The sequence below is a fragment of the Nitrosomonas sp. HPC101 genome, assembly GCF_009833125.1.
GTDB lineage: Bacteria > Pseudomonadota > Gammaproteobacteria > Burkholderiales > Nitrosomonadaceae > Nitrosomonas.
Genome location: NZ_QRCC01000001.1, coordinates 380,402 through 393,617, shown reverse-complemented (window position 1 = coordinate 393,617; position 13,216 = coordinate 380,402). Strand labels below are relative to the sequence as shown.

Genomic DNA, 13,216 nt, shown 5'->3' with positions numbered 1-13,216 from the left:
TTTAGAAGGATATTTATAAATGGCCGAGATTCGTAATTACACTATGAATTTTGGGCCACAGCATCCTGCAGCACATGGAGTCTTGCGCTTGGTGATGGAGTTGGATGGTGAAGTTATTCGCCGTGCTGATCCACATATCGGATTGCTTCATCGTGCCACGGAGAAGCTCGCGGAAAACAAGACCTATATCCAATCTGTGCCTTATATGGATCGTCTGGATTATGTATCTATGATGGTCAATGAGCATGCATATGTAATGGCGATCGAGAAGCTATTACAGATTGATGTGCCCATAAGAGCGCAATATATTCGTGTCATGTTTGATGAAATAACGCGTATTCTCAATCATTTGTTGTGGTTGGGTGCCCATGCGCTGGATGTTGGGGCAATGACTGTTTTTCTGTATACCTTTCGGGAAAGAGAAGATCTGATGGACTGCTATGAGGCAGTATCAGGTGCTCGGTTACATGCAGCCTATTATCGGCCAGGAGGGGTTTACCGTGACCTGCCAGACAGCATGCCACAGTATCAATCGTCAGCGATACACGATGAGAAAACAACGAAGGTGCGTAATGAAAATCGGCAAGGTTCCCTGCTGGATTTTATTGAGGACTTTACCCGTCGTTTCCCAGGTTACGTGGATGATTACGAAACATTATTGACAGACAATAGAATCTGGAAACAACGTTTAGTCGATATCGGTGTGGTTTCTCCTGACCGTGCTAAAGCTTTGGGATTTACCGGGCCAATGTTGCGTGGATCCGGGGTGGAATGGGATTTACGTAAAAAACAATCCTATGAAGTTTATGATCGGGTAGATTTTGATATACCGGTTGGCGTTAATGGTGATTGTTATGATCGCTATTTAGTGCGTATTGAAGAGATGCGTCAGTCTAATCGTATCGTCGAACAGTGTATCGATTGGTTAAGGAAAAATCCTGGTCCTGTTATTACCAGCAATCACAAAGTTGCGCCACCATCCAGGTTGGCTATGAAACAAAACATGGAAGAAATGATTCATCATTTCAAGCTGTTCACGGAAGGTATGCATGTTCCAAGAGGGGAGGCCTATGCGGCTGTAGAGCATCCAAAAGGTGAATTCGGTATTTATATTATTTCAGATGGCGCCAATATGCCTTATCGTCTGAAAATACGTGCTCCCGGATTCGCACATTTGGCCGCGATGGATGAAATGGCCAGGGGGCATATGATTGCTGATCTTGTGGCAATTATTGGTACCCAGGATATAGTGTTTGGTGAAATAGACAGATGAATTCGCTGATGTTAAGCACGGAATCTTTGAAAAAAATTGATCGGGAAATTGCCAAGTATCCTGTAGATAAAAAGCAGTCGGCAGTTATGTCTGCGTTGGCTATTGCTCAAGATGAAAAAGGCTGGCTGGCAACGGAAACAATGGATTTTATTGCGAATTATCTGGAGATGCCCGCAATCGCCGTCTATGAAGTTGCTACCTTCTACAATATGTATAACCTGAAGCCGATTGGAAAATACAAATTGACTATTTGTACCAATTTGCCGTGTGCGTTATCGGGTAGCAATCAGGCCGTGGATTATCTTAAGAAGAAGCTTGGCATAGGTTTCAATGAAACCACTGCGGATGGATTGTTTACTCTTAAGGAAGGCGAATGTATGGGGGCGTGTGGTGATGCGCCTGTGCTCCTGGTGAATAACAAGCGTATGTGCAGTTTTATGACTGAGAATCAAATAGATAAATTGCTTGAGGAATTAAAAGAATGACTCAATCTACTCAAGTCATCATGGCAGATGTGGATATTGTGGAGCCAGATAATTGGCGCTTGAAGAACTATTTGAAGCGTGATGGATATGTGGCACTGAGAAAGATTCTTTCACAGAAAATATCTCCGGAGACTGTGATTGAGGAAGTAAAAAAATCTGCATTGCGTGGTCGTGGTGGTGCTGGCTTTCCTACCGGCTTGAAATGGAGTTTCATGCCAAAGCAATATACGGGTGAGAAGTATCTTGTCTGTAATTCTGATGAAGGAGAGCCAGGTACATTTAAGGATCGCGATATCATGCGCTTCAATCCACATGTTCTGATTGAAGGCATGCTAATTGCTGCCTATGCAATGGGCATCCGGACCGGATACAACTATGTGCACGGCGAAATCTGGGATGTTTATGAACGAATGGAAGAGGCCGTAGAGGAAGCCAATGAAGCGGGATTTCTCGGAGATAATATTCTCGGCTCCGGATTTAGTTTCCGACTCTATAACCATCATGGATACGGCGCCTATATATGTGGAGAAGAAACCGCGCTCTTGGAATCAATAGAAGGTAAAAAAGGGCAGCCGCGCTTTAAACCTCCGTTTCCAGCTAATTTTGGTTTGTACGGAAAACCGACCACGATTAACAACACGGAAACATTTGCTTCAGTTCCTTGGATCATTCGCAATGGGGGCGATTCCTATTTGCAGTTAGGTAAGCCGAATAATGGAGGCACCAAGATATTTTCGGTTTCCGGTCATGTGAATAAACCGGGTAACTATGAAGTCCCCATGGGTACTTCATTTGCAAAGTTACTGGAATTAGCCGGTGGGATGCGCGGAGGGCGAAAATTGAAAGGTTGTATCCCTGGAGGCTCATCAATGCCGGTTTTGCCGGGAGACGTCATGATGGAAACAGATATGGATTATGACTCAATAGCAAAAGCGGGATCCATGTTAGGTTCAGGGGCAGTCATTATTATGGATGATACGACTTGCATGGTACGTGCATTAGAGCGTCTTTCCTATTTCTATTATGAGGAGTCTTGTGGACAATGTACTCCATGTCGGGAGGGGACAGGGTGGCTCTATCGGATCATCAATCGGATTGAGCATGGAAAAGGAAGGACTGAAGATCTGGATATACTCAACAATCTTGCAGATAACATCCAGGGTAGAACCATCTGTGCGTTGGGAGATGCTGCAGCCATGCCAGTAAGAGCTATGTTACATCACTTCTGGGATGAATTTGTTTTCCATATTGAGCATAAAAAGTGCATGGTCTGATGAACCATGGTTTGAGTACTGTATTTATCTGACTCCCGATAATCTTGGGAATTATTGCTGATGATTAATATTGAAATTGATGGCAAGCAGGTAGCTGTTACACAGGGTAGTACTGTGATGGATGCTGCCAGGCAGATTGGTGTATATATTCCACATTTTTGTTACCACAAAAAGCTGTCGATAGCTGCCAATTGCCGGATGTGTCTGGTTGAGGTCGAGAAAGCACCTAAACCTCTGCCTGCTTGTGCGACACCGGTTGCTGAGGGCATGAAAGTTTCAACGCATTCTCAGCAAGCGGTTACAGCACAGAAAGGTGTAATGGAGTTTCTGCTGATTAATCATCCACTGGACTGTCCTATTTGTGACCAAGGGGGTGAATGTCAGTTGCAGGATTTGGCTGTCGGGTATGGTTCAAGTGGTTCACGTTATCAGGAGGCCAAGCGTGCGGTAACCAACAAAAATCTTGGTCCACTTATCTCAACGGATATGACTCGCTGCATCCATTGCACGCGATGTGTTCGTTTTGGACAGGAAATAGCTGGAATCATGGAGCTTGGGATGGCTGGTCGTGGGGAGCATTCTGAGATTTTGACGTTTGTTGGTAAGACAGTTGATTCCGAGCTATCAGGTAATGTAATTGACCTGTGTCCGGTCGGAGCTCTGGTCAGTAAACCTTTTCGTTATTCAGCAAGAACTTGGGAGTTATCGCGTCGAAAATCAATCAGCGCACATTGTGGATTGGGCAGTAATCTGGTTGTGCAAGTGAAGAATAATCGAGTTATGCGGGTGCTGCCACGCGAAAATGAGGCTATCAATGAGTGTTGGTTATCGGATAAGGATCGTTTTTCCTATGAAGGATTAAATTCTGAAGATCGTTTAACTGCTCCGATGATAAGGAAATCCGGGGAGTGGGAGGTTTGTGATTGGCAGGAAGCATTGGCTTTTGCTGCGGAAGGCATCAGGAATGTAATTAATGAGCATGGTGCACAGGACATTGGTGCCTTAGGATCCGCCCATAGTACGTTGGAAGAGCTCTATTTGCTGCAAAAACTGATGCGCGGATTAGGGAGTCATAATATTGATCATCGGGTACGCCAATCCGATTTTCGTGCAGATATCGTATTGCAGGGAACCCCATGGTTGGGGATGCAGATTGCTGAAGTTTCACAGCTGAAATCAATACTGGTTATCGGTAGTACACTGCGTAAAGACCATCCATTGCTTGCTCAGCGGATACGTCAGGCCGTAAAACAGGGTGCGCAGCTGAGTGTCATTAACCCAATCGTAGATGATCTGCTTACCGCGCTCGCTTATCAGGTCATTGTTGCACCATCAGCGATGTTGGGTGTGGTATTGCAGATTCTTAAAGCGGCGGCAGAAATTAAAAATACATCCGTTCCTGAACAGGCCGCCTTCGCAATGGATCAGGTTAATATCTCAGAAAACGCACGGGAAATAGCCGCCAGTATTATCGAACATTCTCCTGCTGCTGTTTTTCTAGGTAACCTTGCTCAACATCATCCTCACTATGCTGATTTATTCAGCGCAATACAAGCTATTTCAGAAATAACCGGAGCAAGATTCGGTGTTTTGGGAGAAGCTGCAAATAGTGTGGGTGCTTATTCTGCCGGTGCGATACCGTGGAGTGTCGGCGTTGAATCTACAAGTAAAGCTGGGTCAGGGAAATCTGGCTTGAACGCGGGGCAGATGCTAGGGCTGGGTACTTCGGAAGAGGAATCAGTCTGTAGTGCTTATGTGCTGCTGAATCTTGAGCCGGAGCTGGATAGTTACGATACGCACCGGGCGCTACAGGTTATGAATCATGCTAAATTTGTAGTTTCCTTGAGTAGTTATAAGGGTGATATTCCCAGTTATGCGGATGTTATTCTGCCTATTTCTCCTTTTACGGAAACCTCCGGTACTTTTGTGAATACCGAGGGAAGAATACAGAGTTTTCAGGGTGTGGTATCTCCTCCTGGTGAGGTACGTCCTGCGTGGAAAGTATTGCGTGTGTTAGGAAATTTACTAGATCTGGAGGGATTTGACTACGATTCATCAGAGCAGGTTCGTGCGGAAATTATTTCCGATAAAGAGGAATTTGCACAAAATTTAAATAATTCACTGGGTGTACTTTCTATCAAGGATCTTGGCCAGAAAAATGGCAAGATAGAAAGAATTGGAGAGATACCAATTTATCAGGCTGATCCAATCGTGAGGCGTGCGATGTCTTTACAGAAAACACATGATGCAGCTCCACCTGCGGCATTCGCTTCTTCCGCTCTGCTCAGTAAAGTGGGAATTCTGGCTGGTGAAGTAATCAGAATAAGTCAACAAGATGAGGAAATTCATCTGATGATTTCTGCTGATGACAACTTGCCTGATGATTGTATTCGCTTAGCGTGCGCTTACCCACAAACATCCAAACTGGGAGCAATGTTTGGTGAAATCAAACTGGCAAAATGATAAGAACCTGGACTTGGAATCTGATCAATGGATAGTTTTCAATCGTTATTTGAGCAATTATTCGGCAGTGAGTGGGGGATTCCCCTTTTTCTGCTGACAAAAAATCTGCTGTTGATTCTGGCAATCATTGTCCCGTTACTGCTGGCAGTGGCGTACCTTACTTTTGCAGAGAGAAAAATTATTGCATACATGCAAGTCAGGGTGGGGCCGAACCGGGTAACATTCTTCGGCATACCGTGGTTGGGCGGGTGGGGGCAACCTATCGCCGATGCAGTTAAAGCCATCATGAAGGAAATTATTATCCCGACTGGTGCTAATAAATTTCTATTTCTTCTTGCGCCAATACTTGCTATAGCGCCTGCGTTAGCAGCATGGGCTGTTGTTCCTTTTTCACCAGAACTGGTATTGGCTGATATCGATGCTGCGTTGTTGTATATTCTGGCCATGACCTCTCTGGGCGTCTATGGTGTCATTATTGCTGGGTGGGCATCTAATTCTAAATATGCTTTTTTAGGCGCCATGCGTTCTGCTGCACAGGTTATTTCATATGAACTGGCTATGGGATTTGCCTTGGTTTGTGTACTGATGATGTCTTCGAGTCTTAATCTGGGGGATATCGTGGCAGGGCAGGAAGGAGGAAGTTTGCTTAACTGGAATATGGTTCCATTGTTTCCAATGTTTCTGGTTTACTTTATTTCAGGGGTTGCCGAGACCAACCGACTACCTTTCGATGTGGCTGAAGGGGAATCAGAAATCGTAGCAGGTTTCCATGTGGATTACTCGGGAATGGCTTTTACCATATTTTTTCTTGCCGAGTATGCGAATATGATTCTGGTTGCAACCTTAACCAGCATTATGTTCCTTGGAGGATGGCTGCCTCCTGTGGATATCGCCCCTTTCAATCTGATTCCGGGCATGATCTGGCTACTGCTCAAGATAGCCCTCATGTTGTTTTTCTTTCTGTGGTTCCGTGCTACTTTTCCTCGTTACCGCTATGATCAGATTATGCGGTTAGGATGGAAGGTATTTATTCCAATTACATTGATCTGGATTGTTTTATTGGGCGCAGTAATGCAATTGCCTGAGGCCGCATTACAAAGTTTCCCATTAAATCTTTGGTTCTAAGTCAAGAGGAATTTCAAAATGGAACGTATTAAACAGTTTTTTAAATCCTTTTTGTTATTTGAGTTGTTGAAGGGAATGAAAGTAACCGGGCGCTATTTGTTTGCACCCAAAATTACTGTGCATTATCCGGAGGAAAAGACACCACAATCACCTCGTTTTAGAGGATTGCATGCTTTGCGCCGTTATCCTAATGGAGAGGAGCGTTGTATTGCCTGCAAATTGTGTGAAGCAGTTTGCCCGGCGATGGCAATTACTATCGAATCAGAACAACGTGATGATGGTACACGGCGGACCACGCGCTATGATATTGATCTGATTAAGTGTATTTTTTGTGGATTTTGCGAAGAAGCTTGTCCAGTGGATGCGATTGTCGAGACACGTGTACTTGAGTATCACGGCGAAGTTCGTGGTGATCTGACTTATACCAAAGAAATGCTGCTGGCTGTGGGTGAGCAGTATGAAGAACAAATAGCCAAAGACAGAGAAGATGATGCCCCTTATCGTTAAATACGTAGACGTAAACTTATGAATTTTCTGGATTTTGTCTTTTATAGCCTAGCTAGCGTGGCGATAGTTGCCGCGTTGGGAGTAATTACATTACGCAATCCTGTTCACTCAGTACTGCTACTGGTGCTTGTTTTTGTGACATCTTCCGGATTATGGATTTTGCTTGAAGCAGAGTTTTTAGCAATAGCTTTGGTGCTGGTATATGTAGGTGCTGTCATGGTGTTGTTCCTGTTTGTGGTCATGATGCTGGATATAAATCTAGATCGCATGCGGGAAGGATTTTGGAAATGGTTTCCGTTTGGCGCAATACTGGCTTTGATTATGACAGTCGAGATGAGTATGGTGCTGATGAGTAAACAATTTGGACCCGAAGCGATGCAAACTCCGGAGTATAAATCGGCTGATTACAGCAATACTAAGGAATTGGGCCAATTGCTTTATACTGAATATGTATATGCTTTTGAACTGGCAGCAGTCATTTTGTTAGTGGCGATGATTGCTGCGATAGCGATAACTTTACGCTATCGTACAGATAAAAAATCTTCTGATGCCCGTAGGCAGATAGCTGTTAGCCGTGACGAACGATTGAGAGTGGTATCCATGACTGCAGAAAAAAAAGAATAATTTCTTCCCGGGAATTTCAACTGTTTCAAATCATTTCATCTGAAAGGTAATCATCTTGGTATCGCTATCACATTATCTTGTGCTGGGTGCTGTTCTGTTTGCCATTGGGGTTGTGGGCATTTTTCTCAACCGTAAAAACGTCATTATTTTACTGATGTCCATTGAGCTGATGCTGTTAGCGGTCAATATGAACTTTGTCGCTTTCTCGCATTATTTACAGGATATGGCCGGACAGATCTTTGTCTTTTTTATTCTGACTGTAGCTGCAGCCGAGGCTGCTATTGGTTTGGCAATTTTGGTCGCTTTATTTAGAAATTTGCGTACTATCAACGTAGATGATCTGGATAAACTTAAAGGTTGAACGGCAGGCAGTTTTTGCACCCAGTCGGTTTGTTAAACAATACTGTTAATTAATAGCTTAGATGGAAAATCTTTATTTACTGGTTCCAGTAGCACCTTTATTAGGAGCAATCATTGCCGGGCTGTTTGGCCGGCGGATTGGTCTGGTATGGAGTCATCGTACGACGATTGCACTGGTGGCACTGTCGTTTATTGCATCCGTTGTAATTTTTATTGATGTGTTACAGGGGAATCTTTATAACGGCAGCGTTTACACTTGGATGACGTCAGGCGAAACCGTAATTGAGATAGGATTTTTGATTGATACACTGTCAGCCACCATGATGATGGTGGTGACGGGTGTATCTCTGATGGTACATATTTATACGATCGGATACATGCAGGGAGATCCGGGCTACCAGCGGTTTTTTAGCTATATATCGCTATTTACGTTTTCGATGCTGATGCTGGTAATGTCAAATAATTTCCTTCAATTGTTTTTCGGTTGGGAAGCGGTAGGTCTGGTTTCCTATTTATTAATTGGTTTCTGGTATACGCGTCCGACAGCAATTTATGCCAACCTGAAAGCATTTTTGGTTAACCGGGTTGCTGATATAGGTTTTCTGCTGGGCATTGCTTTAATACTGGCGAATGTCGGTACTCTGGACTACGAACTTGTATTTACCCATGCGGAATACCTCGCATCTCGTACTATCGAAATCATGCCAGGTGAATCCTGGATGTTGATGACAGTAATATGTTTGCTGCTTTTTATAGGTGCGATGGGTAAATCTGCCCAATTTCCTCTGCACGTTTGGCTACCGGATTCAATGGAAGGACCTACGCCAATTTCGGCTTTGATTCATGCTGCAACCATGGTGACTGCTGGTATTTTTATGGTGGCTCGCATGTCTCCTCTGTTTGAGTTATCCATTACAGTGCACTCGGTTATTCTTGTGATTGGTGGAATTACTACCTTGTTCATGGCGTTGGTAGCGGTGGTGCAAAACGATATCAAACGGGTTATTGCGTACTCAACGCTATCCCAGCTTGGTTATATGACTATAGCATTGGGCGCATCTGCTTATTCAGCTGCTATCTTTCATTTGATGACACATGCTTTCTTCAAGGCATTACTATTTTTAGGCGCAGGATCTGTCATTATCGCCATGCATCATGAACAGGATATGCGCAAGATGGGTGGTCTCAAGCGATATATGCCGATTACATTTGGCACCATGTTTGTTGCTGCATTGGCCAGCGCGGGTGTGCCAGGTTTTTCGGGATTCTTCTCCAAAGATGCGATTATTGAAGGAGCGCTTCTCTCAGAAATTCCTGGAGCAGGATTCGCCTATGTTTGTGCATTAAGTACGGTATTTGTTACTGCATTGTATACCTTCCGATTAATATTCATGACTTTCTATGGTGAACCACGCATGGACAGCCACACGCGTGATCATCTGCGCGAATCTCCCTGGGTAGTGACGGTACCACTGATTATATTGGCAATTCCTACCGTGGCGGCTGGCTGGCTAATTGAGCCGATGCTTTTTGGAGGATTCTTCAGTGAAGCTATTTATGTAGATGCCGAGCATGATGTCATGGCCAAAATGGGTGAAAACTTCACAGGTATTTTTGGCATGATGATACATGCTTTGACAACTCCTCCTTTCTGGCTAGCAATGTCAGGAATTTTTACAGCTTGGTTCTTGTATCGTTATCGAACTGAGTTGCCCACTAAAATCAAAAGACTGGCGTATCCAATTTATGTTCTGCTTGATCGGAAGTATTTTATTGATGAGCTGTACAGCTGGTTGTTTGCGGGTGGTTTGCGTACGATGAGTACCATATTGTGGAAGTATGTGGATATGAAAATCATAGACGGTTTGATGGTTAATGGTACGGCGCGAGCGATGGGTTGGTTTGCGATGATAGGGCGCCGGTTTCAGTCTGGGTATATCTACCATTATGCGTTTAGCATGATTGTGGGTGTATTTGTTCTTATGAGTATATGGCTGTTTCCTCTTTAGGCTTCAGGGAATTGAAAACGGATTAATCATTTGTTCTGTTCTCTGGGATAACTAATACGCATTGAAATGCGATTTAAGACGAAAAAAACATGTTATTTGGATTTCCGCTGTTAAGTCTAATTATCTGGTTACCGATTATTTCCGGTTTAGTCGTATTTTTAATGAACGACCGGAATATTCAGGTGGTACGCTGGGTTGCTCTGGCTGGATCTGTGGCCGGTTTCCTCGTAGCACTTCCACTTTATAGCGGATTTGATACATCCTTGGGTTCGATGCAGTTTGTCGAACGGAATGTATGGTTTGAACGCCTCAACGTCTATTATTATTTAGGAGTTGATGGCATATCAATGCCCCTGATTTTGCTGAATAGTTTTACAACCCCGTTAGTTGTGATTGCTGGATGGGAAGTGATCCGTGAACGAGTTTCCCAATATATGGGAGCTTTCTTGATCATGTCAGGTGTCCTCAATGGGGTGTTCGCGTCATTGGATGCCATACTGTTTTATTCCTTCTGGGAAGCATCACTGGTTCCAATGTTTATCATTATTGGCGTCTGGGGAGGGCCCAACCGGATTTATGCGGCTCTAAAGTTTTTTCTTTATACGTTTCTAGGGTCTTTGTTGATGCTGGTGGCGCTGATTTATTTATATCATGCTTCTGGCGGCAGCTTTTCGATCCTTGATTATCACCATCTCCGGATACCGATGACTGAGCAAATCCTTATTTTTATAGGATTCATGGCTGCCTTTGCGGTTAAGGTGCCAATGTGGCCAGTACATACTTGGCTACCTGATGCGCACGTCGAAGCACCTACAGGTGGTTCAGTGGTGTTGGCAGCCATTCTGCTTAAACTGGGCGGATACGGTTTTCTCAGATTTTCTTTGCCGATTACACCAGATGCAAGTCATGAATTGGCGGGGATATTGATTACTTTATCGCTTATTGCCATTGTATATATTGGCATTGTTGCGTTAATGCAGCCCGATATGAAAAAACTGATTGCTTATTCTTCGGTTTCTCATATGGGATTTGTCACCCTGGGTTTCTTTCTGTTCAATCCTATTGGAATGGAAGGGGCTGTGATACAGATGATTTCGCATGGATTTATCTCTGGTGCTTTGTTTCTATGTGTCGGTGTCTTGTATGACCGTTTGCATACCCGGATGATTGCAAACTACGGTGGGGTAGTTAATAAAATGCCGGTTTTTGCTGCTCTTTTTATGTTGTTTGCAATGGCTAATTCCGGACTTCCTGGCACCAGTGGTTTCGTAGGTGAATTTATGGTGATCATGGGTGCGATGGAAGTAAATTTCTGGTATGCATTTTTTGCCGCGCTGACATTGATTTTGGGTGCGTCGTATAGCCTTTGGTTGTATAAAAGAGTTGTGTTTGGTGCCGTGGCAAATCCTAATGTTGAAGGAATGAAGGATATTTCCGCGCGTGAATTTCTGGTTTTAGCTATCCTGGCGATAGCAGTTCTGGCATTAGGTATTTATCCGTTGCCATTGACCGAGGTTATGCATGTTACTGTTGATAATCTGCTGGAGCATGTTGCGCGTACAAAGCTTTGAAATATTGAGCTAAATTTTTGGATGATAAAGATACTTTCCTGACTGGAAATTAAGGATTTTTCATGGATTTTCTGTTACCTGACTTTACCCCGGCCTATCCTGAGATTTTTTTGCTGTTCATGATTTGTGTAGTCATGCTCGCTGATTTGTGTGCAGGAGAAAAAAATCGGCTTCTATCATTTTATTTGTCACTATTTGCGCTGGCTGGATGTGCATTTATTACATGTGCTATATATAGCACAGAGGTACGTTATACTTTCTCGGGTATGTTTGTCGGTGATGCAATGTCAGATACGTTGAAGCTGATGATTTATCCCACTGTTGCAGCTGTGCTGATTTATTCTCGTGAATATATCAGCCTCCGAGGGTTGTTGAAAGGCGAATTTTTTAGTCTCGCATTGTTTGCCACACTGGGTATGATGGTCATGGTTTCAGCAAGCCATCTTATTACACTTTACTTGGGAATTGAGCTGTTATCCCTGTCGCTGTATGCCATGGTGGCATTACAACGTGAATCGGCTGTTGCTACTGAGGCTGCCATCAAGTTTTTTGTGCTAGGTGCGCTGGCCTCCGGATTTTTACTTTATGGCATGTCAATGCTGTATGGTGCTACTGGAACATTGCATATTCCGGAATTAACGAAAAGTATTCAGCAAGACACAGGAAATTATGACATTTTTATCATTGGTCTGGTTTTCGTTGTTGCTGGCATCAGTTTTAAGCTCAGTGCAGTGCCGTTCCACATGTGGGTTCCAGATGTTTATGAAGGAGCGCCTACAGCGATAACACTATTTATTGGATCAGCGCCGAAATTGGCGGCCTTTGGTTTCGTAATGAGATTGCTGGTGGAAGGTTTGGGAGAGTTGGCTGTCGATTGGCAGGGAATGTTAATCTTGCTGTCAGTGGCTTCAATGACAGTCGGAAACTTTGTGGCGATAGTTCAGCTGAATATTAAACGAATGCTGGCTTATTCGACTATTTCGCACGTTGGTTTTATTTTACTTGGTTTTATTGCAGTAGGCGAAAACGGTTACAGCTCTGCCATGTTCTATGTGATTGCTTACGTATTAATGACGTTGGGCGCATTCGGGATTATTATGTTGCTCTCCCGGGAAGGATTTGAGGCAGACAGAATCACTGATTTTAAAGGGCTTAATCAGCGCAGCCCCTGGCTTGCATTCATGATGCTGCTGATAATGTTTTCCATGGCTGGCGTTCCTCCCATGATCGGATTTTATGCAAAACTGGCTGTATTCCAAGCTGTCTTGGAAGCAGGATATGTATGGCTAGTAGTTGTTGCGGTTGTGCTGGCATTGATTGGCGCTTTTTACTATTTGCGTATTATCAAGTTTATGTACTTTGATGCGCCAGTGGACACCCAGCCGATTTTGTTCAAGCCGGATGTCCAGATACTGATCAGTACAAATGGACTGGCTATAATACTTTTAGGTATATTTCCGCAGGCACTTATGGGTCTGAGTCTGACCGCCATTCAGCATTCCATGTGACAAAATCAAATCAATCA

General features: G+C 43.9%; 11 protein-coding genes. All 11 read left to right on the top strand.

Annotation, left to right across the window (positions count from 1 at the left end):
• The first annotated feature begins 19 nt into the window (after positions 1 to 19).
• The 11 genes from ABO04_RS01775 (at position 20) to nuoN (ending at position 13,199) form a co-directional block, all read left to right on the top strand.
• Positions 20 to 1,273 (top strand): NADH-quinone oxidoreductase subunit D, encoded by a 1,254-nt coding sequence (locus ABO04_RS01775; protein WP_160808888.1) that lies wholly within the window; start codon positions 20 to 22, stop codon positions 1,271 to 1,273.
• Positions 1,274 to 1,281: 8 nt separating this feature from the next.
• The gene (nuoE, locus tag ABO04_RS01770; RefSeq protein WP_160808926.1) at positions 1,282 to 1,758 is read left to right on the top strand and encodes an NADH-quinone oxidoreductase subunit NuoE; all 477 of its coding nucleotides are present in this window, start codon (positions 1,282 to 1,284) and stop codon (positions 1,756 to 1,758) included.
• Positions 1,755 to 3,032: an NADH-quinone oxidoreductase subunit NuoF gene (nuoF, locus tag ABO04_RS01765; RefSeq protein WP_160808887.1), complete on the top strand. Its 1,278-nt coding sequence runs from the start codon at positions 1,755 to 1,757 to the stop codon at positions 3,030 to 3,032. Before nuoE ends, nuoF begins: the two co-directional genes overlap by 4 nt.
• Positions 3,033 to 3,092: 60 nt before the next feature.
• Positions 3,093 to 5,495 (top strand): NADH-quinone oxidoreductase subunit NuoG, encoded by a 2,403-nt coding sequence (gene nuoG / locus ABO04_RS01760; protein WP_160808886.1) that lies wholly within the window; start codon positions 3,093 to 3,095, stop codon positions 5,493 to 5,495.
• 27 nt (positions 5,496 to 5,522) lie between these two features.
• Positions 5,523 to 6,620 (top strand): NADH-quinone oxidoreductase subunit NuoH, encoded by a 1,098-nt coding sequence (gene nuoH, locus ABO04_RS01755; RefSeq protein ID WP_160808885.1) that lies wholly within the window; start codon positions 5,523 to 5,525, stop codon positions 6,618 to 6,620.
• 18 nt (positions 6,621 to 6,638) lie between these two features.
• Positions 6,639 to 7,127 carry an NADH-quinone oxidoreductase subunit NuoI gene (gene nuoI, locus ABO04_RS01750; protein WP_160808884.1) on the top strand — a complete coding sequence of 163 codons (489 nt, stop codon included), beginning with the start codon at positions 6,639 to 6,641 and terminating at the stop codon, positions 7,125 to 7,127.
• A gap of 18 nt (positions 7,128 to 7,145) precedes the next feature.
• A complete protein-coding gene (locus ABO04_RS01745; protein ID WP_160808883.1) occupies positions 7,146 to 7,751 on the top strand; it encodes an NADH-quinone oxidoreductase subunit J in 606 nt (201 codons plus the stop codon).
• A gap of 55 nt (positions 7,752 to 7,806) precedes the next feature.
• Entirely contained in the window at positions 7,807 to 8,112 is a 306-nt protein-coding gene (gene nuoK, locus ABO04_RS01740) for an NADH-quinone oxidoreductase subunit NuoK (protein WP_160808882.1), read from the top strand.
• 61 nt (positions 8,113 to 8,173) lie between these two features.
• The gene (gene nuoL, locus ABO04_RS01735; RefSeq protein ID WP_160808881.1) at positions 8,174 to 10,120 is read left to right on the top strand and encodes an NADH-quinone oxidoreductase subunit L; all 1,947 of its coding nucleotides are present in this window, start codon (positions 8,174 to 8,176) and stop codon (positions 10,118 to 10,120) included.
• Positions 10,121 to 10,209: 89 nt separating this feature from the next.
• Positions 10,210 to 11,691, top strand: a complete 1,482-nt coding sequence (locus ABO04_RS01730) for an NADH-quinone oxidoreductase subunit M (protein WP_160808880.1) — start codon at positions 10,210 to 10,212, stop codon at positions 11,689 to 11,691.
• Positions 11,692 to 11,753: 62 nt separating this feature from the next.
• A complete protein-coding gene (nuoN, locus tag ABO04_RS01725) occupies positions 11,754 to 13,199 on the top strand; it encodes an NADH-quinone oxidoreductase subunit NuoN (RefSeq protein ID WP_160808879.1) in 1,446 nt (481 codons plus the stop codon).
• Positions 13,200 to 13,216: the final 17 nt, after the last annotated feature.